Raw genomic sequence first — 24,505 nt, 5'->3', positions numbered from 1 at the left:
CTCGTAGTTGTCGCGTCCGTCTTTAGTGCACCAGCGTTCATCCTTCCCGTGGCTGGGTTGAACTTGCGCCCGGAGACACCACTGATTCCGATCGCGCTGATTGCCGTGATAATTAACGGGAAGATCAGGGAGTTCTCCCGCTGGCTCACGCACCCGTTGGTTACCCTCCTTCTCGCTTTCATCACCCTGAACATCGTCTCAACGGCGCTGAATTCTCCCGATTTTGGCTCCAGCATGAGTGTCGCGATTTGGTACCTACTCGACTTGCTTGCGCTGCTCATCGTTTTAACTGCCTGGGGGGAGGATCGGGAGAAGCTGTATCGCAGACTCAAACTGGTTGCTGGCCTCGCAGTGACCGCCGGAATCTTGGGGTGGGCAACGCTCCAACTTGGCGGACCTGCGTGGGGAGCGGTCGTCGACGTTCAGTCAGGTTTGCGCGCCACCGGAATATCCTTCGAAGCCAACATCCTTGCTGGATACGCCGCAATCTGGCTGTACATTCTCCTCACGCAGAGACGTAGACCTTCGACGTCTGAGTGGTGGCTCATTGCAGGTTGCACGATTGTCATCCCGCTGACAGCGACGCGTGCAGCAATCGTGGCCGTATGTCTCGGGCTAGCTATCGCCCTGTTCGCGAATGGTCGGGTTCTCCGCCGGCTCGTGCCCCTAGCCCTCGTCACAGCCTTTTCGTTGGCAGCCGCGATAACAGCATTCCCGTCGATAATTGAGGACACCTTCTCGAAGTTCTCGGACTTCGCATTCTCCAATCAGACGTCAACCTTTCGCTACGCAACATGGGATCTGGCCTGGACGGATATCAATTACGGACTGAACTGGCTTTTCGGGCTTGGCACGAACAGCTACGGACAACGCCACACACTCTTGACAGATCCAACGAATACTCGCGAGGGTTATCTCGGCAATCTCCCCCTTCAGACCCTCTACGACACAGGAATTGTGGGATGCCTTGTCTTGGCCGGTGCCGTTCTTTCCCTTCTCGCGGGCCAGCGCGGCCGCAACCTTTCGCGTCGGGCTGGAGCCATTGCGCTGCTCACTGTCGTAGCCGTCGCTTGCAATCCGATGTTCCTCGCAAGCTTCTGGGTCCTTGCAGGCCTTGCGCTTGCCCGTGATCGCGAGAAGGACGCGTCAGACCGTGCCTAAGCGTGGCGCCTGATGCGGCAGGCGCCGCGTCTCAACTTTCTGTAAGACCGCATTCACGCGGACGCCTGAGCCCACTGGGATGAGAGCAAGCACATTAGCTACCGGTCCCGGCGCAGACCCACCCGCCGAGCAGGCACTCCCGCCCAGATCTCGTTGGCCCCTGTCGACTCGTTCAAGACAGCATTTGCCGCCACAACAGTGCCGTTAGCGATGACGATCCCACGTTCGCCACCCAGGATCACGACGCCCGGGCAAAGCACAACGTCGTCCTCGACGATGATTGCTCCAAAGCGTCGGTCTCCAATCGGCACCCATGAATCGGCGCGTGCGATCGTGACGCGGTGGTAGAGCGTGACTCTACTGCCCAGGGTTGCCAGAGGACTGATGACGGTGCCGTGTGCACGGTGCGCGACCCGAAGGTTGTCACCAATCTGAACAGATGCTGGAATCTCTATCCCGAACAATCCGAGAACCTGAGAAGCGACCCATCCGACCCCTTTGCGTCTCTGCGCGCGAATCAGCTTTACGACCCAAGTCTCAGACATCTTTTGGCCATTCTCCTTTCGATTGAGCGACCGTTCGCTTAAATAGAAGAAGGGCGAGCGCCCCGGCTACAACCTGCGACACCGATAATCCAACCACTCCCGCGACTGAGCCCATCAGCGGCTGACCCCCAAACCCGACTAGAGCGCAAGTAATGAGGGCGGAAAGGGACACAAGAGGAAGCAGACGTGCGGTCCTCGCTGTCACCAGTCCCCGGGCGGCCCAAACATTGAGCGTAGCTGCTGGAAGAGAAGCGAGTAGGGCAGTGCTCCACAAAAGGCCAGTCGACACGGTGGTGACCGTCACGTTGAGTTCGGTATTTAGTAGTGCGGCACCGACGACGCCGATCGTCGTCAAAATCGTGGCTACGGCCGCAATGGCGAGTAGCCTTTTAGTAGTTGATCGAATCAATCGAGTCGCTCGGGATCCCGCCTGTGCTATGCCAGCCAATTGCGGCAACAAAGGAAGAACGAAAAGGCTGTAAACGATCTGGTACGCGATCTGGTAGATCCTGAGTGCCATCTCAGCGGCTGAAATGGTACCCACCGGACCCAGTACAAATATGAATCGGGCCAGCACTGGCGCTAGCTGACTCAAGATCTGAGCGCCCGATTGGGCGAAAAGTTCTCGACGCGCCGGAATGCCAATGTCGATTCCTTCACCTTCTCGAGAAAGCGCGACCGAAACCCGCCACCTCAAGAAGAGGACCCTCATCAGTTCCCCAACTACGAGGGATACCACGATGTATGTCGGCTCCGAGGTCAGGAGCAGCACAATTAAGCTCGGCCCACCTCTGAAGAACGTCGAGAAGAGCACAGGTGCAGGCTTGGCGAGCGCTACGAGCGTGCCACTCCAAGGTGCAGCAAGGATTGCGGACGCCGCAGACAGGCAAAACAGATAGTCGATGTCCAACGCGAAGAGCCGCTCGCTCGCTTCTCCGTCAACTACCGCGTACACAGCCCTAAGAAGAAAAAACGTCGCTACCGCCGGAACAATAAGCCTTGCGAAGCATCGAATCGCAGCCCTGCTGACACTCCTTAGCGTCGGGAGGTGGCCGTCGACCCGAAGCCGGCTTACTTCAGAGAGCAGACTAGCTTCCACGCCGGTCGCGAACACGCCTGAAATGATCATTGATATGGAGAACGCAAGCAGGATGCGATCGGAAGCTTCTAGGCCGATCATGCCGGGGAGCGCGAAGGGCAGGAGAACCCCCGGCAGCGCCCCGGTCGCCAGACTGAGAGCGGGGAGCCAGCGCCTCATCTCAAATACTCACTGACGACACTCTCGATCGCCAACGCCCGCAAGTACTCGCGCCCCTGGAGCTCTAGGGAATAGTGCTCGTCCGCGAAGCGCCGTGCATCCCTCCTCACCTCTGAGAGACGATCGGCCTCAATGAGCTGCTTGATCACGCGGGCACAGTCGCCTGGGATCCTCGAATCAAACTTGAATCCGGTGACGCCATGCACGACAAACTCCGAAGCTCCCCCACCGTGGGGACAGATGACGATCACTCCGGCAGACTGCGCCTCGGCCACAACCCGCCCACTAGGTTCGTCATCGTTCATAACGAGCAAGAGAGTCAGATCGTCAAAGACTTCCGATGACCTAACCAGCCCGGTGAACACAATTCGCTCACCCAGTAGGCGGTCACCCAACGACGCCACCATCGTCAGGTACTCCGGATCGGGAGCGGAGCCCCTTATTTCCAGCCGGACATCGCCCGGAACCATTGCGACCTCTTCAATCGCCTCCCTGATTCTTTTCGTCGTAGTCACCTGCCCGACCACTCCTACACAGAATCTTTTGGGGAGCGGAGTTTGGGCCCTTGGTTCTATTCCGCGCCAAACGACCGCGGCCTTCCCGAGCGGGATCTGCCTTGAGATGTATTCACTGACACACACAACGTTGTTAGCGAGCATGGCGAGGAGGAAGAACGGAATCCGCTTCGGGTTGCGCAGACGCGAATCGTGAAGATCGAGGTATAGGCGCGGCTGCCTGATTGTGAGAAGGCGAAGAAGTATCAGGAGAGGTGACAGATAAAGGTCGAATATCAGTATCCGCGTGCCTCGATCCTCACGCCGGAGTCGTCTCATGAATGGAAGATTTCGCGCGACTCGTGACGGAGGCGCAACTAGAGTTTCCACACTTGGGCCGATCGACTTTTCCCAAGCGTCGGCGAGTTTTCGGTTACTCGTAAGGAGTCCAACCTCCACACCCAAGCCGGAAAATATCGCGGCCAGGCCCAGAAGACTATTTTCGGCCCCCCAGAAGGCTTGCGAACCGGTGACGAACAAGACCCGTTCGCGCGCCCCGTGGGAAAAACGTGTTGATCGCATCACAAGACCGATGGCCCGTTATAGTCGCGGTACCACTGAACGAATCTCGCGACGCCGTCGCGGACGTGGGTCTGGTCGACCGCCCCGATGAGTCTCGTCATCAGACGATTGTCTGCGAAAGTTCGCACGACGTCGCCCGGCTGCATCGGCAGCATGTTCCGCAACACCGGACCGCCGCCCCAAGCAGCTTCCACGGCATCGACGAACTCCAGGAGGGGTGTCGGCGAGCCGTTTCCGATGTTGACAGTTCGATACGGCGCGACAGGACTCAAAGAGTCATATTCGGCTACGGGCTCCCCCAAGGCCGGGGGGCATGAAGACAGCCGCTCGATGGCGTCGATCAGGTCATCGATATAGGTGAAATCGCGGCTCATCTGTCCGTGGCCGTAGACGTCGATCGACGCTCCCTCTTCCATTGCCGAGATAAACTTGAAAAGGGCCATGTCTGGCCGCCCCCACGGGCCGTACACGGTGAAGAACCGGAACACGGATGTCGGCATTCCGTAAAGGTGCGCATACGAATGCGCCATGGCCTCGGTCGCGATCTTTGACGCCGCGTACAAAGACATCGGATACTGTGTCCGATGAAGTTCCGAGAACGGCACCTCGCTGTTTCCGCCGAAGACCGACGATGTAGACGCGATCATCAAATGAGACGGGGCGTGGTCTTTCAGCGCATCCAATAGAACCTGCGTGCCGGTGACATTTGAGTCTAGGTACGCGCTCGGATTCTCGAGGCTGTATCGAACGCCCGCTTGGGCCGCCAGGTGAATGACTACCTCAGGCTTGTGTGTTTCGACACAGCCCGCCACGACGGAGGCGTCCTCCACACGCCCTTGCACAAAGTGATGCCGCTCGTAACCGGCCAGCATTTTAAGGCGGCGGGCCTTCAAATCAGGGTCGTAGTAGGTGTTGAGTGAGTCCAGACCCAAGACGTCATGCCCAAGATCGAGCATCCGGCGCGCGAGATGGAACCCAATAAATCCCGCGCTCCCAGTTATCAGTATTCGCTTCACTTCTACCCCCGTCAGCCTCCGAAACTCGCCGTCAAGCTAGCACGCGCATGTGTCGCGTCCATTTCGCACGCTCGATCTCCATCGGACCTATGCCACGAGGTTCAAGTCCGGCAGTTTGACACGCCCTGACCTGTTGCTCGATCCGAGGCGCCGCGTGTCATCTGCCCGACACAGCCCTGTGGCAGACTGAGCCGCATTGTTCGCACGTCCGCCGGGCGTAGGCACGAGAGGCACCATGGAGCTCAGCGACTACATCCGCGTCCTCCGCAAGAACTGGCTCGTCATCGTCGTCCTGACGCTGGTCGGTCTGGGCGCTGCAGCCGCCTACTCGCTCACGCGCACCCCGGTGTACGAGTCGTCGAGCAGCGTCGCCGTCTCGACGCAGACCGGCGGCACGGCATCCGACATCCAGCAGGGTGCGAACTTCGCGCAGACGCGCATCAACACGTACGTCGGGCTCGTGACGACCCCGATCGTGCTCAACCCGGTGATCGCCGAGCTCGACCTGGGCGTCACCGCGCAGAGCCTCGCTCAGCAGGTCACCGCGTCGTCGGCGCTCAACACCACGATCATCACGATCACGGCATCCGACCCCGACCCGGTGGTCGCGGCGAACCTCGCCAATCAGGTCGCGGCGAGCCTGTCGACCGTGGTCCCCGAGATCGAGCCGCAGATCGAAGAAGGCGGCAGCCCGATCCGGCTCACCCGGGTCAGCGATGCACAGCCGGCCCTCTCGCCGGCGAGCCCCAACGTGCCGCTCAACCTCGCGCTGGGTCTGCTCGTCGGCCTGGCCCTGGGCATCGGCATCGCGGTCCTGCGGACCGTGCTCGACAACAAGGTCCGCACCCCGCGGGATGCCGAGGCGATCACCTCCTCGCCGTCTCTCGGCGCGATCGCGTACGACACGAAGGCCAAGGAGCGCCCGCTCATCGTGCACGCCGACCCGCTCAGCCCGCGTGCCGAGTCGTTCCGCGCGCTGCGCACGAACCTGCAGTTCCTCGACATGGGCGGCCGCGCGAGCTTCGTCATCACGAGCTCGGTGCCGAGCGAGGGCAAGTCGACCACGACCATCAACCTCGCGATCGCCCTCGCCGACGCCGGCAAGAAGGTCGCGCTGCTCGACACCGACCTGCGCAAGCCCAAGGTCGCCGAATACCTCGGCATCGAGGGCGGCGTCGGCCTGACCGACGTCCTCATCGGCCGCACCCGCGTCGGTGACGTCATGCTGCCGTGGGGTGGGCGCAGCCTGTTCGTCCTGCCCGCCGGCAAGATCCCGCCCAACCCGAGCGAGCTGCTCGGTTCGAAGCAGATGGCGACCCTCCTCGACGTGCTCGAGCGCGACTTCGACGTCGTCCTGTGCGACGCCCCGCCCCTGCTGCCCGTCACCGACGCGGCGATCCTCGCGCGCGGCACGAGCGGCGCCATCCTCGTCGCCTCGGCCGGCAAGGTCACCCGGCACCAGCTCGAAGGTGCCGTCGAGGCCCTGCACACCGTGGGTGCGAAGGTCGCCGGCTTCGTCATGTCGATGGTGCCCACGCGCGGACCCGACTCGTACTACAGCGGTTACGGCTATGGCTACGGGTACGGATACGGCGGGTACGGCTACACGCAGGAGCAGCCCAAGGCCGCCCGCGGCCGCAAGCGCAAGACGCCCGTCGCCGTCGTCCCCGACACGGCGCCCGCCTTCGGCGAGATCGGCGTCGACTCGCGTCGCGGTGCGCGGGATGCCGGCGACGCCGCAGCCCGCTGAGTCATGGCCCGCCGCTCGCCCGACCGACGCGGGCTGCCCTCGATCGTCGTCGCGCTGCTCGTCGTCGCGCTGACGGTCGCCGTCGCGGCCCTCGTCGTGCTGGCCCTGCAGCGCGGCCAGGGCGACGGTGTCGACCCGGCGACGCGTCCGGCACCCACGGTCGGTCTCACTCCCCCGACGTCCTCACCGTCGCCCTCGGCGAGCGCCGCCGCGATCGCACCGCCCGACGCCGATGAGCGGTTCCTCGCCGTCGACGCCGACATGATGTGGCGCGCCACCGCGGGCCGGTGCGACGGCCCGGCACCCCTCGTCGAACGATCGGATGACGACGGTGAGACCTGGGTCGACGTCACCCCCACCTACCGCGACATCGCGCAGATCCGCGCCCTGACGCCGTTCGCCGAAACCCAGGCCGACCTCGTCGCCGACCTCGGCGACGACTGCGAGACCCAGGCTCTGCGCACGTTCACCGAAGGCACGTTCTGGTCGCCGTACGACGACCTGCTGCCGGCATCCGCCTACATCACCGGCGACAGCCTGGTCATCGACGGCACCACCGTCGACGCCCCGTGCGCGCAGCCGTGGGGCCTTCGCACCTCGAGTGGCACCGCGGCGTTCATCTGCGACGGCACGGCCTACGACGTGGCCGATGGCGAGATCACCGAGATCGGCACCGGGGTGATCGCCCTCGATGTGCTCAACGGCGACATCGTCGGCGCCACCACGAGCCCCGACTGCGACGGCATACAGGTCGCGACGCTCACCCCCGAGAGCGCACCCATCGACTGCCTCGCTCCCGACGCCCCCGCCGCACCCGGACCTGTCGCCCTGGCCCTCACGAGCGATACCGTGCGGGTGTGGGTGGGAGATCAGCTCCTCAGCACGACACGCTGATGGGGAGAGCACGACGCGTCTGGCGGACGCTGGGCGCGACGTTCGTCAGCGGTGAGTACTTCAGCCGCTGGTCGCTGCTCCTCGCCCTCGCCGTCGGAGTCCTCCTGAGCGTGCCCAGCGTCGGCGACCCCTCGTTCCTCGGCTATCTCCGCGGCGTCGCCGTGGCGGCGCTCGGCTCGCCTCCGCTCATCGCGATCGGCTTCGCGGCGACCTGGGCCGAGCGGCGCCTCGAGCGGCCGGCGGCGAGGGCGTGGACGATCATTGGAGCGATCGTCCTGATCTCCGGCATCCGCCCCTTCCTCAACGACGGCATCAGCACCCTCGTCTTCGGCACCTCCACCGGCGGCAATTGGCCGAACCGCATCACCACCAACCTCGTCACGTGCGTCGCCCTGTTCACGGCGTGCGCGGTGGCCATCACCTACCAGCGTCGGCTGCGGGCGACGACGACCCGCCTACAGCTCGCCGGCGCCCAGATGCGCGCCGCCATCGCCGAGGTGCAGCGACTGCGGCGCGACGGCGACGCCGAGCGCGACCGTCTCGTCGCCGAGCTGCGCGCATCGCGCGACGATCTGCTGGGCCGTCCGGTGACCTACGACGCGGTCCGGGAGTACTCCGACCGGGTGCGGGCCGCGTCGCACGCGCTCGACGCCGTGCGCACCGCCCCCACACCCCGCTCGCCCGCTGACGTCAGCGTCGGCGAGGCCCAGCGCGTCCCGCTCGTCGGACGACTCGGCAGGACCCCCCTGCTGACAGTGGGCCTCACGTACGTCGGCGCGACGCTCCCGTTCGGCCTCGCCCACGGCGGACCGTCGGTCGCCCTCACCGCGATCCTCGTGTGCGCGGCGCTCGACCTCGTCGCCTCGGCGATCATCCGATCCACCCGCCGGCTGCGTCCACGCCTGCGCGGCGCCGTCTTCGTCGCCACCTGGCTGGCCGTGGGCGTCGGCGTGATGGCGCTCTCGTTCGCCCTCATCCCGAGCGTCGGTTCACTCGGGCTCGTGCCTCTCGTCGCGGTCCCCCTCGTCGCCGTCATCATCAGCGTGTCCGTCGACGCGTACCGCCGCGCCCGCGCCGAGGAGGAGCGCGCCACGACCGTGCTGCTCGACTCGGCGCGCACCCTCGCCGCTGAGGTGGATGCCGCGCAGCTCCCCCTGCGCCGCGCCACCGACCTGCTGCACGGCCGCTTGCAGGGGCGGTGCGTGATCCTCGCCGCGCACGTCGACGAGAACCCCGCCGACGAGCAAATGCTCGCCACCTTCCGGGCGCAGACCGACGAGATCTTCGACCAGGTGAGCACCGCGGATGCCCCGGCCGCAGTCGACGCCGAGGACATCCACGACCTGGTACGCGCGTGGTCGGTCGTCATGGACGTCTCGCTCGCGATCCACGACGACGCCCGCGCGAGCCTCGACGACGCGATCGTCGGCGAGGCGGTCACCAGCCTCGTCAACGAGGGACTCGTGAACGCGGTCAAGCACTCCGGCGCCCGGTGGGCCGAGGTCGCGATCGAGCGCGTCGACGATCAGCTCAGCGTGCGCGTCGGCAGCCCCGGCATCCTTCGCCTCACCGGCGCGCCCGGCGGAGAGCACGTGACGGGCATCGGCACGCGAGGGGCGCGGACCACCCTGCGGCAGAGAGGCGACCGGGTCGTCCTCGAAGGCGAGTTCGCCGTCCCGGTCGAGCGAGCGGGCTGAGTCAGCCGGCCTGCAGCAGCGTCGCCACGCGCTCGCGCAGCTGCCGCGGCGTGAACGGCTTGACGACGTAGTCGTCGACGCCGGCCGCCTGCGCCTGGGCGACGTCCTGCGGCGAGGAGCGCGCCGTCAGCATCATGATGCGCGTCGACGAGAACTCGGGGTCGGACCGCAGGGTCGAGCACACCTCGATGCCCGTCTTGATGGGCATCATCCAGTCGAGGATCACCATGTCGGGATGCTTCTCGTACGCCAGCTCGAGCCCGGCGCCGCCGTCGTGGGCCACCTCGACGTCGTGTCCGACGGAGGCGAGGACGTGGGTCAAGAGTGAGGCGACGTCCACGTCGTCTTCCACCACAAGGACTCGAGACATCGAGCACCCACCTTGTTTTCGCTAGTCGATCGAGACATCGACCGTTGCGTGTGACTATACGCGACACACGCGCGCTGTACGGTGTACGCGTGACGACTCCGACCGCAGCGGGGAAGGCGCCTTCCCCGGCGTCGTCACGGTCGCGGCGCTGGTCGTTCTGGATCGCCACTCCCGTCGTCATCGTCGCGCTGGGCATGGTCGGCCTGACCCTGCAGGCGCCGGGACTCCCGATCGCCTGGTGGTGGCCCGCCGCGGGTGCCTGCGCATGGTTCGCGCTCCGGGCGAAGCCGGGCGAGCGGCGATGGGCTCTGCTCGCCACTTTCGTCGCCACCTCGACCAGCAACGCCCTCGTCGGCAGGCCATTGTCGGTGGCGCTGCTGTACGGGTTCTGCAACACGATGGAGGTCGCCGTCCTCCTCTCGGTGATCGGACGCCACGACGGCGGCTTCCGCCTCACGACCCTCACGCGTGCCGTGCGGTTCGTCGCGGCATCCCTCATCGGAGCGGCCGTGCTGGGACTGACGATCGCCGCGGCCGGCTCCCTGCTGGTCGGGTCGTCGTTCCCCTCCGTCGCCCTCGTGGCCTTCGCTTCGCACAGCTCCGCGACCATGCTGATCGGCGCACTCGCGGTCCTCCCGCCCCGCGAAGGTCGCCCGCCACAGGCCGGCGAGCTCGCCGCACACGCCGCCGTCACAGTGCCCACGCTCCTCTTGACGTTCGGACCCGGCGGAGCGACGAACCTGAGCTTCCTCGTCTTTGCTGTGCTCGCCGCCGGGTGCCTGCGCTTCCCCCTGCGCACCGCGATCCTGCAGTCGCTCGTCATCTCCATCGCCGCGCTGCTGCTCGCCCTCACCGCCGGCGGCTCCTTCGGCTTCGACCTCGCCGAGTCCCGAATCGCCCCCGTCGACCTCGTCATCTTCATGAGCACGGTGGGCGTGTTCACCCTGCTCGTCTCCGTCGCGCGCTACGAAAGCCGCATGAACGCGAACCTCGCCCTCCGCGCCGCCGAGGACGTGGCCCAAGCCGAGCGCGCCCGCGTCGCGGCCCTCGCCGCACAGCTCGAGCTGCAGCGCCAGCGCGAGGATTTCGCGACAACCACCAGCCACGAGCTGCGGACGCCCCTCACGAACATCGTCGGCTACACCGACTTGCTGCTCGACACCGACCTCGACGACGTGCAACGCGGGTGGATCGCGAAGGTCCGCCGCGGTGCCGATCGCCTCACGACCCTTGTCGACGGCCTCATCGAGTCGCGGGAGGCGAGCGCCTCCGACGCGGTCGCCGTCGACCCGCTCATGGAGCGGGTGAGGGCCGTCTTCGCGACGGATGCCGCCGCCCGCCACGCGTCCATCGTCACGGTGGCCAGCGGCCTCGTCGCCCGCGCGGCCCCCATCGACGTCGAACGCGCGCTGACCTACCTCGTCTCGAACGCCGTCACCTTCGCCGAGAACGGCACCATCGCCATCTCCGCCTCCCGCATCGACGACGACGTGTTGATCACCGTCACCGACGACGGCCCCGGGATGTCGCCCACGACTCTGCAGCACGCCTTCGACCGGTTCTACCGCGGCCCCGAGGCCGAGGGCCGCGGGGCGGGCGGGCTGGGCCTCGGTCTCGGCAGTGCCCGCGACCTCGCCCGCCGCAACGGCGGCGACGTCACCCTCTCGTCCGACGTGGGCCACGGCGTCTCGGCGGCGCTCCGCCTGCCGGCGCTGACGGACGGTGGCGCTGCATGACGGGTTGGACACACGAGCGTCACACGCTGCTGGTAGTTTCCGCGCAAGGGGAGTTTCACGTCTCGCGGGGAGTGGCGAAACGATGGCGATCACGATGACATCGAAATCTACGGGCAGTGACGAGAAGGCGACGGGGGCGCGTCACGAGGAACCCGTCAAACGCTGGCGCCGCACCTACGCTCGGCGGCTGTGGATCAGCGACCTGCTCGTGCTCATCTGGGTCGTCTACGGCACGCAGCTCGCCTGGTTCGGCCTCGGCGCAGCCGACCTCGCGATCCAAGCGGGGCGCGTCGCCGGCGAGGTCTCGTACTGGGGCTTCTCGACAGCCCTCATCCTCCTGTGGATGCTCACCCTCAGCCTCGCCGACACCCGCGACCACCGGGTCATCGGTGCCGGCTCGGCCGAGTACGCCCGCACCGCCCGTTCCAGCGTCACGCTCTTCGGCGTGATCGCGATCGTCGCGTTCCTCACCCAGACCGAGGTCGCCCGGGGCTTCCTGCTGATCAGCCTGCCCCTCGGCATCCTCATCCTGCTGTTCGAACGCTGGCTCTGGCGCCAGTGGCTCATCGCCCAGCGGCGCAGCGGCGCGTTCTCGGCCCGCGTGCTCCTCGTCGGATCGCGGCGCTCGGTCATCGACATCGCCAACGAGTTGCTGCGGACGCCGAGCGCGGGCTACTACGTCGTCGGCGCCTGCGTACCCGGCGGCGCCGTCGCAGACACGATCGAGGGCACCGACATCCCGATCATCGGATCGATCTCGGCGCTCGGCGACGCGATGGCGGCGACCTCGGCCGACACCGTCGTCATCACGAGCACCGACGAGCTGCCCGCCGACAAGGTCAAGGAGATCTCCTGGAGCCTCGAAGCAGGGCGTCAGCACCTCGTCATCGCGCCCGGCATCGCCGACATCGCCGGCCCCCGCATCAGCAGCCGGCCCGTCGCCGGCCTCCCCCTGCTCCACGTCGAGACGCCGCGCTTCAGCGGCGGACAGCGCGTCTTGAAGCGCGTCATGGACGTCAGCGCCGCCTCGCTCGGCGTCGCCGTCATCAGCCCGCTCCTCGCCTTCCTCGCCATCTCGATCCGCCTCTCGAGCCCCGGCCCCGTGCTGTTCCGGCAGACGCGGGTCGGCCACGGCGGCCGCGAGTTCACGATGCTGAAGTTCCGCTCGATGGTGACCGACGCCGAAGACCGGCTCGCGGCCCTCATGGAGCAGGATCGGGATGCCGGCAACGCCGTCCTCTTCAAGATGAAGAACGATCCGCGGGTCACCCCCATCGGGCGCATCATGCGCAGGCTCAGCCTCGACGAGCTCCCCCAGCTGTTCAACGTGATCGGCGGATCGATGTCGCTCGTCGGGCCGCGCCCGCCGCTGCCCCGCGAGGTCGAGCTGTACTCGGACCACGTCCACCGCCGGTTCCTCGTGAAGCCCGGCATCACGGGCCTCTGGCAGGTCAGCGGCCGATCGTCGCTGTCGTGGGAGGAATCGGTGCGCCTCGACCTGTCGTACGTCGAGAACTGGACCCTCGTCGGCGATTTCGTCATCCTCGTCAAGACGGCGCGCGCCGCGCTCGCTCCGGGAGACACCGCTTTCTGACGCCCGTGCGCAATCCGTGCCACACTGGCGGCGGAGCCCTTATGCCGACGATCGAAAGCCGCTGGGCCGACAGTCAACTGATCGGCACCCGTGTGCGTTCGGTGTGGCAGTGGCAGCTGATCTTCACGTTCAGTGTGGTGGCCATCACCGTCGCCGTGGGCGTCCTCGACGTCAGCCTCCTCGCGACGCCGGGATACCTCGTCGGCATCCTCGTCATCGTGATCGCCTCGATCACGACCCTCGTCACGCCGTGGGCGCGCACCTCGAAGCACTCCGCCTTCGTGCTGCCACTCGTCGACATCGTCGCCATCGGATTCCTGAGCCTCAGCCAGCCGAGCCTCGGCTACCTGTGGGTGTTCCCGATCGCGTGGATCGCGACGTATTACGGCACCGTCGAGATCGTCACCTCGCTGAGCGCCGTCGCACTCATGAACCTCACCGACCCGTCCCACTGGGACTTCTCGGCTGCTGTGCTCGTCGACCTGCTGATCATCCTGCTGGCGCTGGCGTTCCTCGCGATCACCATCTCGGTCGGCTCCCAGCGCACCCGCGCGTTCCGCGACCTCGCGCGCAATCAGGCCCGCCGTCTGTCCACCACGGTCCACCGCGTCCAGTCGGCCGAACAGCGCGTGAACGCGGTCTTCGACTCCATCTCCGTCGCGCTCGCACGGGTCGCCCCCGGGGGAGAGATCGTCTCGGCGAATGCCGCCTACCGATCGCTGTACTCCCTCGACACCCAGGATCTGCGCTTCCCGGTCGGCGGCGCCGTCGAGTACACCGGCTACCGCGGTCGCGCCCTGGCCCCCTCCGAGACCGCGATCGCCCGCGCCGGTCGCGGCGAGACCGTCTCGGGCGAGCGACTGTGGCTCTTCGACCGCACCGGCACCTGGCGCGCCCTCGGGCTCTCGATCCGCCCCGCCGGCGCCAACTCCCTGGGAGAGGAGACCTTCGTCGTCGAGCTGGAAGACCTCACAGCGGTCGCCGACGCGCAGCGCGAGCGCCCCCACGTCACCCGGGTCGTCGCCCACGAGCTGCGCAACCCGCTGACCGCGATCCTCGGGCACGCCGACCTTCTTCTCGAAGGCGACCCGCTGACCCCCGCGCAGCGCGACCACGTCGACGTCATCGAGTCCGCGAGCGAGCGCATGCTCACCCTCATCCAAGGCCTGCTGGCGCAGTCGACGGATGCCGACGACCCCCGCGCCCGCTTCGATGTCGCCCAGCTGGTCACCGCATCGATCGAGGCGTTCGAGCCGGCGGCATCCGCCTCCGCCCTGACGATCGATGCCGTCGTGGCGGGCCCGATCGAGGTCGACGGCGACGAGTTCCGCCTGCGGCAGGTCATCGACAACATCATCAGCAATGCGATCAAGTACAGCGACCGGGGAACGCTCCGCGTCGTGGCCGCGGTCGACGAGGACGGCTGGGGCGCCGTGACCGTCGCCGACGAGGGCATCGGCATGTCGCCCGACGACGTCGAGCGGGTGTTCACCCCGTACTTCCGCGCGCAGACCGTGCAGGAAGGCGGCGTGCCGGGCACCGGGCTCGGCATGGGCATCGCGCGCGAGATCGTCGAAAGCCACGGGGGTAGCATCACGGTGGAGAGCGCTCTCGGACACGGGACGACCGTCACGGTCCGTCTGCCCGCCGCCGGCCGCGAAGAGGGGGACGAGCGATGACCCACATCGATGTGACGATCGTCCTCGTCGCGATCGCCACCACCTGCACGATCATGATGATCGGCCTCGGCTTCCTGCCGTTCCCCGGGCGCGCGGCATCCATCTGGTCGGCGGGCTTCGCGCTGGCGATGCTCAGTTGCTACCTGCTCGTCGCGGCCGACCAGATCGGTTCCGAGCCGCTGCGGGGAGCGGCACACGGGCCGATCCTGTGCGCCGCCGCCTACACATGGGTCGGCCTGCGGGCGCGACGCGGGCGCGAGCCGATCATGCTGATCCCGACGATCGTCGTGTTCAGCGCCTTCACCATCGCCTTGGGACTCGCCGCGGAGACCCCCGTCTACGGTCCCCTCTTCCGCCTCGCCTTCTTCATGGCGGCCGTGACCGGAGGGTTGACCGCGTGGGAGCTGCTGAGGCTTCGCAAGGCCGAGAGGGAGATGGCACTGCCTCTGCTCGTCGTCTCTTTCGGCTTCGTGGGCCTGGCCGTCGTCGTCGCGGTCGACGGCGTCATGCGGCTCGCTCGGGGGACGATCGGCCAGACCGAGTCCGACATGAGGGACCTCTACGACCTCAACGAACTCGTCGCCCTGCTCTACTTCGTCTGCGCGCTCGTCACGCTGCTCTACCTCGTGCGCCGCGGCGCATCGAAGCCCGAGCACCAGCAGACGGTCGACTTCTTCAGCATCGCGCGCGACCGCCTCTCCCGGGCGAAGAAGGCCGACGACCGTTGGTGGTCGCTGATCGATGTGCGCCTCGACGACCCGACCGAACTCCTCGAGGCCTCGAGCGGCCGGGCCTTCCAGCGGATCTCCGCGCGCTTCATGAGCGACATCCGTGACGTCATGCCGCCCGAGGCCGACGTCCATGTCGTGTCGCCGACGCAGGTCCTCGTCCTCCTGCCGCGCCCCGACACGGCCGTGCGGGGTTACCTGTCCCGGCTGCTCGAGCAGATCGGCACGCTCACCGACCAGTCGTCCGTCCCCATCCGCCTCTCTGCGAGCATCGGGGTCGCGGCAGCACCGCTCGCCGACTACGACCTCGACAAGCTCTGCGCCGCGGCGGCCGACGCCGCCGCGCACGCGCAGGTCTCGGGTGGCGACAGGTGGGAGCGCGCGGTGTTCGCGCCCTGATCTCCGATCCCCCACACCTGTCCGTCACGGCGTCACCGTAGGATCATGCCGATGCCCGAGACTTTCCTCCCTCCCGCCGCCCGCACCGCCGGCCGCGTCGTCGTCTGGGTCCTCGGGCTCGCGCTGCTGCTGCTCGTCTTCGCGATCGGATGGCTCGGGGTGCGCGGCTACCTCGCCTACTGGCACCTCTCGGCCGCGCAGCAGAAGGCGCCCGCGATCGCCAAGGACATCGACAACCTGAGCGCCGCGCAAGCCGCACTCGACGACCTCGCCGAAGACACGTCGAACGCCCGGTCGCTGACGTCCGACCCCATCTGGCAGGGAGCCGAGGGAGTGCCGTGGATCGGGCCGCAGCTGGCCGCCGTCGCCGATGTCGCTGAGGCGGTGGACGAGGTCGTGAACGGCACAGCGCGTCCGATCGCCTCGGTGGCCGGCGGCTTCGGCGTGACAGCGTTCGTCCCCGTCGACGGACGCATCGACACAGCCGTCTTCTCGGCGCTCGCCGACCCCGCAGCAAAGGCGGCGAAGGTCGCGGCATCCGCTCGCGACGACGTCGCATCGATCGACCGCACTCCCCTCGTCACCCCCATCGCGGATGCCGTCGACAAGCTCGGCGGGCTGCTGTCGGAGGTCGCCTCGGGGACCGACGCCCTCGCGCGCGCCAGCGCCCTGCTGCCGTCGATGCTCGGCGCGGATGGCCCCCGCACCCACCTGCTGCTCGTGCAGAACAACTCCGAATGGCGGACGCTCGGCGGGATCGTCGGGTCGATGACCCCCATTGTCGCGAAGGACGGAGCGCTCGCCCTGGGCGAGCAGATCCAGGCCCGCGGCATCCCGTCCTACCCGGACTCCGTGCTCGATCTCGGCGACTACCGCACGATCTACAACGCCAAGCCCGGCCGCTTCCTTCAGAACATCACACAGGTACCCGACTTCCGCCTGACGTCCCAGCTCGCGACGGAGTTCGCGAAACGCAACGGTGTGACGGCCGACGGCGTCATGTCCATCGACCCCGTGGCGCTGTCGTATCTGCTGAAGGCCACGGGACCGGTGACCCTCCCGACGGGCGACGTGCTCACGAGTGAGAACGCGGCGGGTTTCCTCCTCAACGAGGTGTACATCCGCTACCCGGATGCCGACCAGCAGGACCTGGTGTTCTCGGCCGCCGCGGGCGCCGTCTTCACCGCCCTCACGAAGGGCGATGTGAACCCCGGCGCCCTCATCACCGCGCTGGGCCGTGCGGGCTCCGAGCACCGCCTCTACCTGTGGAGCGCGAAGAAGGCGGACGAGACGGTCCTCGCCGGCACGACGCTGGCGGGCGAGCCGGTGCAGAGCACCGCCGACACGGCGCGCATGGGCGTCTACTTCAACGACGGCACGGGCTCGAAGATGGACTACTACGTGACACCCGACGTGCAGCTGAGCTGGTCGGGCTGCGGCACCGGCTCGACCCCGCGGACGCTCTCGCTGCAGGTCACGCTGACCAACACCGTTCCCGCCGACGCGGCGACATCACTGCCCGAGTACATCACCGGTGCAGGTTCATACGGAGTCCCCGAAGGCATCGCCCGCGTCGTCGGCGAGGTCTACCTGCCCGCGGGCTTCGCGATCGGACCCTCCACCACCTCGACGGGCGCCGGCTTCGGCGGTGCCATGATCGACGGCCGCCAGGTGCTCTCGTACACGTTCGACCTCAAGCCGGGCGAGACCGAGTCCGTGAGCATCGACGTCGTCGCCGACACCGACATCCGAGAGGCTGAGGCGTGGGTCACCCCGACGGCCGACGCGTCGCGGTCGCCGATCGTCGACGCGTCGTGCGACCCGACCGGGTCTGACCTCAGCCTCCGCTGAGCCGGGAGTTGCGCAAACGTCATCGGGCAGAAACCCCAGGTCGGAACGCCTCAGTTACACTCGGGTGAGTACCCGGCCCGAAAGCAGCACCCCATGCGCCGTTCCCCCCGCGCCCTTCTGACCGTCCTCTTCATCGTCACGATGGCTTTCGGCGCGCCCGCCGTCGCGAATGCGTCGACCATCTACCCGCCGGTCGACGCCTGTTCGTCGGATGCCGCCGGTGCCGGCGCGGGCGACACCATCACCTTCGAGTGCGACTCGACCACCTTCGGCGCGAACGAGACCGTCACCGTCACCGTGACCGGTGAGAACGGCGCCGCAGCGACCTTCGCACTCGTTCGCACCGCCGTCTCGACGGCGAGCGCGCAGTTCACCTCCGACGCGTCGGGGGCTCTGCCCGCGATCCGCATCACCCTGCCCTCCGATGCGCGCGGCGTCTACAACATCGCCGCCGTCTCAGCGACCTCCGCCGGCGGCACCTCGAGCGCCGTCATCGACACGAGCGACAGCAGCGACCCGCTCGTGCGCGCCGGGTTCGACGGCAACCAGCTCATGGGCCTGTGGATCGGAGCCGGCGCGCTCATCGCCGCCGGAGCCGTCGTGCTCGTCGCGGCGGCCGTCCGCCGTCACCGCAACCGCACCGACGACTGAGTCAGGCGGCGTTCGGCTTCTTCGGCTGGATCGGCTTCGCCGTCACCAGGATCGGAAGGTGATCGCTCGCGCCCTGCGGGAGCGTCCGCACCTGCTCGATCTCGAAACCGCTCGAGGTCGCGAAGTCGTAGTACCCCTTGAAGAACTTGTAGCGCGTGTAGGTGCGCGCGTCGCTGAGGCTCAACTCGTAGCCGCTCTCACGGATCACTTGGCTCAGGTTCTCCTTGAACACGGGGTAGTTGAAATCCCCGACCATGAGGATCGGCGCGCCCTTGCCGAGCGTCGACAGCTCCTTCAGCGCCGCGCGGATCTGATGCCGGCGCAGCGAGTTCAGCGCCGTCAGCGGAGCCGCGTGGAACGACGAGACGATGAAGTCGGTGCCGGAATCGATGTCGTGCAGGTTGAGCCCCAGCATCCGCTCGTCCGCCGGCTTCAAGACGATGTCGTGCAGCGACTTCTTGAGCGAGAAGGTCTTGCTCGCACCCGCGCGGAAGCCGTTCTCGCGGTAGTAGATCGCCAAGCCCAGTCGGTTCGACCTCGTGGCGTCGGCGAGGACGAGACCGCCGATGCGCTCGGGCATGTCGGTCGTGTCCACCTCCTGCAGGCACAGCACGTCGACGTCGTAGCGGCCCACCAGCTCGGTGAGTTCGCCCGCGGCGGCGTGCTTGCGCAGGTTGTAAGAGACGACGGTGATCATCGATGTTCAGCCTATGACTAGAGTTCAAGAGTGGCTCCCAGGAAGCTGCGGATGCCGCCGGCCCGCGTACTCGTCCCCGTGGCGATCATCGTGGTCCTCGTCCTGGTTCTGGTTCTCATCGGAGTGATCGGAGGCGCGGTGACCCGAGGCATCCACGCCCTCACCGCTCAACCTCCCCACCTGGGGACGACCGTCATCGCGCCGTCGCAGGCGAAAGCCGCCGCGGCCGCGCGCGACCTGGCCGGTGACGAGAAGGATGCCGCCGACTACCTGGCCGCGCAGCCCACCGCCTACTGGCTGACCCCCGAGCAGGACCCGATCGGCACCGCCGGCGGCACCGTGCTCGACCTCATCTCGCAGGCACGCGACCAGGGTCGCTCCGTCGCCCTGGTGGTCTACGGCCTGCCCGGCCGGGACTGCGGCAACCACTCCGCCGGCGGACTGTCGGAACAGGACTACCCGGTGTGGCTGCGGGAGATCGGCGCGGCGCTCGACACGGCTCCCGAGGTGCAGAAGATCGTTGTGCTCGAACCCGACAGCATCGCCCTTGCGGAGGAGTGCGGCAACATCGCCGAACGCGCCCGCCAGCTGAGCACCGCTGTCGACGAGATCACCTCGGCGGGCACCTGGATCTACATCGACGGCGGGCACAGCAACTGGCTTCCGCCGCAGGAGATGGCCGACCTGATCCGCCAGACCGGTGTGATCGACCGGGTGCGCGGGTTCGCGACGAACGTGTCGAACTATCAGGCATCCGCTGACGAGTTCGCCTACGCCGGATCGCTGTCGGCCCTCCTCGGCGGCGCGCACGCGATCGTCGACACCTCGCGCAACGGCGAGGCGACGTCGGACGGCGAGTGGTGCAACCCGCCGGGCCAGCGGGTCGGCGAACCGGGCGGCACGTTCCATGACGGCGTGGTCGACACAAACCTCTGGATCAAGCCGGCCGGCGAGAGCGACGGCGAGTGCAACGGCGGGCCCGCCGCCGGCGTGTACTGGCCGCAGGCGGGCGTCGAGCTGACCGACGGCGTGCGGTGAGTCCCGATCGCGGGTCCGCGCCCTGTGTAGCATGAGGACCGACTTTCACACCGGGACGGGGGGCAGAGAACGATGAGCGATTCGATGTCTATGCATAAGACAGCGGTCATCGTCGAGGACGACCCCGACATCCGCCACCTCATCGTGGAGGTCCTCGAAGCCGCCGGTTTCTCGACCGTCTCGGTCGGCAACGGCATCGACGGCGTGCGCGCCGTGCTGTCGTACCAGCCGCTCATCACGACGCTCGACGTGAACATGCCCGGCATCGACGGGTTCGAGGCGGCCCGCCGCATCCGTGCGCAGAGCGACACCTACATCATCATGATCACCGGCCTCGAAGAAGAGGCCGACGTCGTCCTCGGTCTCGGCGCCGGCGCCGACGAGTACGTCGTGAAGCCCTTCCGTCCGCGCGAGCTGCGCGCCCGCGTCGAGTCGCTGCTGCGACGTCCCCGCGCGACCGGCTCGTCGGCTGCCGCCGCTCCCCGACAGGATGCCGCCGGCCCCTCCTTCCCCGGAGCACGCCCCGCCGCGCAGCCGCAGTTCGACGCCGCCCCGACCTCGCCCGTCTTCGACGAGCGCATCATGACGCCCGTCTACACCGACCCGCAGCAGCCCCAGCCGGGTGCCGCCGTCGTCGTCCCGCAGACGAACGGCCCCCAGTACGGTGCGCCCCCGTACGGCGCCCCGCAGCAGGGGATGCCGCCCCAGGGCATGCCGCCGCAGGGCGGTCACCCGGGCACCGCGGTGGCCCCGGCATCCGCCACCCCTCCTGTGGGAGGGCCGGGGTGGACCGTGCACCGCGACCTGGCCGTGCACGCCGAGCATCGCATGGTCCTCGTCGCCGGCCGAGAGCTCACCCTCACGCGCACCGAGTTCGACCTGCTGTCGACGCTCATGGAATCCAAGCGCCGCGTCCGCAGCAAGGCCGACCTGACCCTCGTTCTGCGCGGGGAGTCCTACGTCACGAGCTACTTCGTCGGCGAGGCCGACAAGCGCGCGATCGAGGCGCACATGACGAACCTGCGCCGCAAGCTCGGCGACAACCCGAACAACCCCCGCTACATCGAGACCGTCCGCGGGGTCGGCTACCGCCTCACCTCCGAAACCGTCGCCAGCGCCTGACCCGGGCCGGGCGCGTGGGTGCGCGTAGGCGGATGCAATAGATCCCGCGCGACACGCCGCATCCAGAGGCCGACCCCCAGCGTGTCGCCGCCGATCCCTTGCATCCGCGAACACCCGGCGCGCGCGAGACCGCGCACCTCACCGCCGGCGCACCGTGCGGCGCGTGTGCGGATGCAATAGATCCCGCACGACACCCCGCATCCGCGGGCCCATCCCCGGCGCGTCGCCGCAGATCCCTTGCATCCGTGAACACGCCCGCGCGAGCCTCCGGCCCCGCGCCGGGTCACCACACGACGGACGGGCGGATGCCGCGAGCACACCGGCTCCGCGCCAACCCCGTGCGCGCTATTCACGGATGCAATGGATGCCGGGCGACACCCGGCATCCTCACGCCCGTCACCGGCGTGTCGCCGCGAAAGCATTGCATCCGCGAACACCCGCGAGCGAGGGGTCAGACCTTGAAGCCCTGGTGACGCTGGAACAGCTTGATCGCCATGGTGAGGGTCTGGAGGACCGTGACGACGCCGACGATCGGCCAGCCGACCCACAGGATCGCCGACTGCGTCACCGGGTCGAGCAGGTTCCAGATGACGGCGATCGCGATCGCAACGATGCCGAAGATGATGAACGGCGTCCAGTGGCCGAAGCTCACGCCGCCCTTCTCGGCTCGCGCCTGCAGGGCCCAGTTGTCGACCTTCTTCTTCGAGAGGAAGCGGGTCCACGATCGGATGAAGTGGCTGATGCGGATCCACATGAAGATCTCGGCCGGGAACAGCAGTACCGCGAACGCGATGTCGCGTCCGTTGGCCTTCTGCATCGACCGGGCCATGCGGAAGTTCAGCCCGGCGGCCACGAGCGGCGGGAGCAGCCACCACGGCGAGAAAACGAAGGCGTTGATCGACAGCGACGCGATGAGCAGCGTGATGAACGCGACGCGCACGAAGAAGTTCGTCAGCATCGAGAACTGCTCGAACCAGCGCAGGCGCAGGTTCGGGTGGAAGGGCTGACCCTTCGTGTCACCGCGCTGGCCGGGCCACATGAGCTCGATCGCACCGTAAGTCCACTTGACCTGCTGGGCGTCGTAGCCCTTGAGCGTGGTCATGCCGCCGACATCCGCCCGGGCGAACGGGCTGATCTTCGTGAGGTAGCCGGCCGACTTGATCTGCAGCGAGAGCAGCGAGTCCTCGACCTCGGAGTCCTTGACCCACGGGGAGTTCTGGTGGTTCTCCTTCATGATGTCGCGGAGCGCGGTGGTCGAGAAGATCGAGAACTGTCCGCCGAGCACGGCCATGTTGCGACCGCGCAGCAGGTTCTGCATGTTGAACGCGGCGAACTGCGTGCGCTGACCGGCGATCAGCCACTTGGCGATGAATCCCTTGATGGGCCGGTCGTCGATCGTGTAGATCGCGGAGATCCCGCCGATGCGGGAGTCGGCCACGGCCTCGTTCTCGAGGTACTCGACGGCGCGGCGGTCGGCGGTCGTGTCGCCGTCGACACCGAGCAGGTAGTCGTAGCCCTCGACGAGCGCGTAGCCGTAGTTGAGCGCGCCGACCTTCTTGTCGGGGTTCTTGCCGATGTCGTGGACGAACACCTCGGTGAACTGCAGCCCGAGCTCGGTCTCGACCTCGTGCGGTCCCGAGAACTCGGACGCGATCTTCACTGTGTCATCCGAGGTGTTGTTGACGACGATGTGGATGACGTCGGGCACACGGCTCTGCTCGAGGAGGGAGCGGATGACGTCGGCGATCGACTCGGCCTCGTTGTACGCCGGGACGATGCATCCGATCGTCGAGCGGTGGACAGAGGAGTTCTCGAGCACGGAGGAGAAGTCGTCGGCGAACTCGTCGACGGGGACGATCTCGCCCGGACCGCTCGGAGCACCCCCGAAGCCGGCGTGCTCGGGAGCCGCCTGCCACGAACCCTGCGGCGCGGCATCCTGCCACGCTCCCGCAGGCTGCTGCCACTGCTGCTCAGCCGGCTGCGACCACTGCTGAGCCGGCTGCCATTGCTGGACAGCGGGCTGCTGCTGCGCGGCCGGCTGGTGCGGCGCCGCGGGCTGCTGCTGCCCCTGTGCGGCGGGCCACGCCTGCTGCTGCCACGGGGACCCCTCCGGAGCGTTCTGACCGGGCCACGCGCCGACAGGCGGCTGCGCGGGCTGCCAGCCCTGAGGGCCGGGGATGTACGGACTGGTCACGTCGGTTCCTCGAACTGGATTCACGGAGTGGTGGGACCGCCGGTGCCGCCGGTCGAAGTCCAACCGTCGGTACCCGTGGTTCCCTGAGTGGTGTCGTTCGACGACGTTCCGTCGGACGATCCCCCCGTGGATCCGTCGGTTCCTGTCTCACGAGGATAGATCGCAATGGGGATGACCGGGTAGACCGTCTGCTGCGCGAACGACTTGTCGTCGTTGGCGGTGCCCTCGACCCAGATGTCGAGCGCGAACTGCAGCGTGATCCCGTAGGTGTCCTGCGGCAGCTGGTTGATCGTCGTCTGGGGGACGAGCAGACCGCCCTGGTAGCTGTTGATGAGCAGGCCGCGCGCGGAGCGGAGGGTGTCGGTCGGCACGAGCGTGCGAGGGTCCGCACTGAACTGGAACGGCGAGCTCACCTGATTGGACGTCTGCGCCGTCTGCGAGCTGATCGTGACGTTCGACAGGAAGACGCGACGCTTCTGCTTGAGGACGGCCTTCTCATCGACCCGGGTGTCCTTGACGTTGACGGCGAAGCCGAACGTCTTCGGGTTGTCGGGATGCCACTCCTGGGTGCGCTTGGAATCGACGGCCCAGAAGTCGAGGACGATCTGCAGGCCGTCCGCGACCTCGTACGTCATCTGCACCGAGCCGTCGTAGCTGAACTGCGAGTCGAACGGCATGTCGGTCGTTCCGACCGCGGGCGTCGCGTTCGGTGCGGGCGTCGCCGCCGCATCACCGCTGGAACCCGAGACGGAGTTGAACGCCTCGACGATCTGAGCGCAGCCCGAGAGCGAGGCCGCTACCGCAGCAGCCAGCACGACGACGGCCAGCCGGCGGCGGGCGTGGGGACGGATGGGCATGCGCGAACCTCGTTCGAGTGAAGGGATGGAGGGCACCGGCGGCGGGGTTCGGGTCACCGCCGCCAGTGCCACGTCCTCACCGTACGGGCGCGGCAGCCCGCAGACAGCGGACTTCGCGAAGCCTCGTGGCGGCCTTTACCTGATCTTGAGGTTCTTGAGGTTGCGGGGCCGGGCTGGCCCCGGCATCCGCCG

The 24,505-nt window shown here is 67.5% G+C and carries 19 protein-coding genes; 12 read left to right on the top strand and 7 right to left on the bottom strand.

Annotated features, from left to right (window positions below):
* Positions 1-48 precede the first annotated feature (48 nt).
* Positions 49-1,161 (top strand): O-antigen ligase family protein, encoded by a 1,113-nt coding sequence (locus H286_RS14830; RefSeq protein WP_196800643.1) that lies wholly within the window; start codon positions 49-51, stop codon positions 1,159-1,161.
* Positions 1,162-1,698: 537 nt separating this feature from the next.
* Here H286_RS14830 and H286_RS14955 read toward each other — a convergent pair.
* From H286_RS14955 to H286_RS0114150, 3 genes are all read right to left on the bottom strand, one after another.
* Complete coding sequence (locus H286_RS14955) at positions 1,699-2,964, bottom strand: hypothetical protein (protein ID WP_155900379.1); 1,266 nt, start codon at positions 2,962-2,964, stop codon at positions 1,699-1,701.
* Positions 2,961-3,797 (bottom strand): glycosyltransferase family 4 protein, encoded by an 837-nt coding sequence (locus H286_RS14825; RefSeq protein WP_196800642.1) that lies wholly within the window; start codon positions 3,795-3,797, stop codon positions 2,961-2,963. The genes H286_RS14955 and H286_RS14825 overlap by 4 nt, the downstream gene beginning before the upstream one ends.
* Positions 3,798-4,039: 242 nt before the next feature.
* Positions 4,040-5,056, bottom strand: a complete 1,017-nt coding sequence (locus H286_RS0114150) for an NAD-dependent epimerase/dehydratase family protein (protein ID WP_028497539.1) — start codon at positions 5,054-5,056, stop codon at positions 4,040-4,042.
* A 235-nt stretch (positions 5,057-5,291) separates the two neighbouring features.
* On the opposite strand from H286_RS0114150, the gene H286_RS0114145 reads away from it, so the two are divergent.
* From H286_RS0114145 to H286_RS0114135, 3 genes are read left to right on the top strand one after another with little or no spacing between them, the layout of a single operon-like run.
* Entirely contained in the window at positions 5,292-6,806 is a 1,515-nt protein-coding gene (locus H286_RS0114145; RefSeq protein WP_020098667.1) for a polysaccharide biosynthesis tyrosine autokinase, read from the top strand.
* A gap of 3 nt (positions 6,807-6,809) precedes the next feature.
* Positions 6,810-7,700, top strand: coding sequence for a hypothetical protein (locus H286_RS0114140; protein ID WP_020098666.1), 891 nt, complete (start codon positions 6,810-6,812; stop codon positions 7,698-7,700).
* Positions 7,700-9,397 carry a hypothetical protein gene (locus H286_RS0114135; RefSeq protein ID WP_020098665.1) on the top strand — a complete coding sequence of 566 codons (1,698 nt, stop codon included), beginning with the start codon at positions 7,700-7,702 and terminating at the stop codon, positions 9,395-9,397. Before H286_RS0114140 ends, H286_RS0114135 begins: the two co-directional genes overlap by 1 nt.
* 1 nt (position 9,398) lies before the next feature.
* Here H286_RS0114135 and H286_RS0114130 read toward each other — a convergent pair whose 3' ends face one another.
* On the bottom strand, positions 9,399-9,749 hold the full coding sequence (locus tag H286_RS0114130; protein ID WP_020665451.1) for a response regulator transcription factor: 351 nt from the start codon (positions 9,747-9,749) through the stop codon (positions 9,399-9,401).
* Between the two features lie 107 nt (positions 9,750-9,856).
* On the opposite strand from H286_RS0114130, the gene H286_RS0114125 reads away from it, so the two are divergent.
* The 6 genes from H286_RS0114125 to H286_RS0114100 all read left to right on the top strand — a co-directional run bounded on the left by H286_RS0114125 (position 9,857) and on the right by H286_RS0114100 (position 18,405).
* Entirely contained in the window at positions 9,857-11,503 is a 1,647-nt protein-coding gene (locus tag H286_RS0114125; protein WP_020098663.1) for a sensor histidine kinase, read from the top strand.
* 82 nt (positions 11,504-11,585) lie between these two features.
* Positions 11,586-13,097 (top strand): sugar transferase, encoded by a 1,512-nt coding sequence (locus H286_RS0114120; protein WP_020098662.1) that lies wholly within the window; start codon positions 11,586-11,588, stop codon positions 13,095-13,097.
* 41 nt (positions 13,098-13,138) lie between these two features.
* Positions 13,139-14,776 (top strand): sensor histidine kinase, encoded by a 1,638-nt coding sequence (locus H286_RS0114115; protein ID WP_020098661.1) that lies wholly within the window; start codon positions 13,139-13,141, stop codon positions 14,774-14,776.
* Positions 14,773-15,903 (top strand): hypothetical protein, encoded by a 1,131-nt coding sequence (locus H286_RS0114110; RefSeq protein ID WP_020098660.1) that lies wholly within the window; start codon positions 14,773-14,775, stop codon positions 15,901-15,903. Before H286_RS0114115 ends, H286_RS0114110 begins: the two co-directional genes overlap by 4 nt.
* Before the next feature lie 51 nt (positions 15,904-15,954).
* Positions 15,955-17,754 carry a DUF4012 domain-containing protein gene (locus H286_RS0114105; RefSeq protein WP_020098659.1) on the top strand — a complete coding sequence of 600 codons (1,800 nt, stop codon included), beginning with the start codon at positions 15,955-15,957 and terminating at the stop codon, positions 17,752-17,754.
* 93 nt (positions 17,755-17,847) lie between these two features.
* On the top strand, positions 17,848-18,405 hold the full coding sequence (locus tag H286_RS0114100) for a hypothetical protein (RefSeq protein WP_020098658.1): 558 nt from the start codon (positions 17,848-17,850) through the stop codon (positions 18,403-18,405).
* Position 18,406: 1 nt separating this feature from the next.
* Here H286_RS0114100 and H286_RS0114095 read toward each other — a convergent pair whose 3' ends face one another.
* A complete protein-coding gene (locus tag H286_RS0114095) occupies positions 18,407-19,102 on the bottom strand; it encodes an endonuclease/exonuclease/phosphatase family protein (RefSeq protein ID WP_018187316.1) in 696 nt (231 codons plus the stop codon).
* Between the two features lie 30 nt (positions 19,103-19,132).
* On the opposite strand from H286_RS0114095, the gene H286_RS0114090 reads away from it, so the two are divergent.
* Positions 19,133-20,140, top strand: a complete 1,008-nt coding sequence (locus tag H286_RS0114090; protein ID WP_231370976.1) for a glycoside hydrolase family 6 protein — start codon at positions 19,133-19,135, stop codon at positions 20,138-20,140.
* Positions 20,141-20,230: 90 nt separating this feature from the next.
* Positions 20,231-21,262 carry a response regulator transcription factor gene (locus H286_RS0114085; protein ID WP_018187318.1) on the top strand — a complete coding sequence of 344 codons (1,032 nt, stop codon included), beginning with the start codon at positions 20,231-20,233 and terminating at the stop codon, positions 21,260-21,262.
* 451 nt (positions 21,263-21,713) lie between these two features.
* On the opposite strand, the gene H286_RS0114080 is transcribed toward H286_RS0114085, so the two are convergent.
* The gene (locus H286_RS0114080; protein WP_020098657.1) at positions 21,714-23,456 is read right to left on the bottom strand and encodes a glycosyltransferase family 2 protein; all 1,743 of its coding nucleotides are present in this window, start codon (positions 23,454-23,456) and stop codon (positions 21,714-21,716) included.
* 20 nt (positions 23,457-23,476) lie between these two features.
* Entirely contained in the window at positions 23,477-24,313 is an 837-nt protein-coding gene (locus H286_RS0114075) for a hypothetical protein (RefSeq protein WP_018187320.1), read from the bottom strand.
* Positions 24,314-24,505 lie beyond the last annotated feature (192 nt).

Source organism: Microbacterium sp. 11MF (genome assembly GCF_000383475.1).
GTDB lineage: Bacteria > Actinomycetota > Actinomycetes > Actinomycetales > Microbacteriaceae > Microbacterium > Microbacterium aquilitoris.
The sequence above is the reverse complement of the archived record's forward strand: the minus strand, read 5'-3'. Positions and strand labels throughout refer to the sequence as shown.

Excerpts from the sequence above, each read along its gene's own strand:
- H286_RS14955 (WP_155900379.1), bottom strand. The coding sequence starts at position 2,964 with ATGAGGCGCTGGCTCCCCGCTCTCAGTCTGGCGACCGGGGCGCTGCCG.
- H286_RS14825 (WP_196800642.1), bottom strand. The coding sequence starts at position 3,797 with ATGAGACGACTCCGGCGTGAGGATCGAGGCACGCGGATACTGATATTC.
- H286_RS0114145 (WP_020098667.1), top strand. The coding sequence starts at position 5,292 with ATGGAGCTCAGCGACTACATCCGCGTCCTCCGCAAGAACTGGCTCGTC.
- H286_RS0114140 (WP_020098666.1), top strand. The coding sequence starts at position 6,810 with ATGGCCCGCCGCTCGCCCGACCGACGCGGGCTGCCCTCGATCGTCGTC.
- H286_RS0114135 (WP_020098665.1), top strand. The coding sequence starts at position 7,700 with ATGGGGAGAGCACGACGCGTCTGGCGGACGCTGGGCGCGACGTTCGTC.
- H286_RS0114120 (WP_020098662.1), top strand. The coding sequence starts at position 11,586 with ATGGCGATCACGATGACATCGAAATCTACGGGCAGTGACGAGAAGGCG.
- H286_RS0114115 (WP_020098661.1), top strand. The coding sequence starts at position 13,139 with ATGCCGACGATCGAAAGCCGCTGGGCCGACAGTCAACTGATCGGCACC.
- H286_RS0114110 (WP_020098660.1), top strand. The coding sequence starts at position 14,773 with ATGACCCACATCGATGTGACGATCGTCCTCGTCGCGATCGCCACCACC.
- H286_RS0114105 (WP_020098659.1), top strand. The coding sequence starts at position 15,955 with ATGCCCGAGACTTTCCTCCCTCCCGCCGCCCGCACCGCCGGCCGCGTC.
- H286_RS0114100 (WP_020098658.1), top strand. The coding sequence starts at position 17,848 with ATGCGCCGTTCCCCCCGCGCCCTTCTGACCGTCCTCTTCATCGTCACG.
- H286_RS0114095 (WP_018187316.1), bottom strand. The coding sequence starts at position 19,102 with ATGATCACCGTCGTCTCTTACAACCTGCGCAAGCACGCCGCCGCGGGC.
- H286_RS0114085 (WP_018187318.1), top strand. The coding sequence starts at position 20,231 with ATGCATAAGACAGCGGTCATCGTCGAGGACGACCCCGACATCCGCCAC.
- H286_RS0114075 (WP_018187320.1), bottom strand. The coding sequence starts at position 24,313 with ATGCCCATCCGTCCCCACGCCCGCCGCCGGCTGGCCGTCGTCGTGCTG.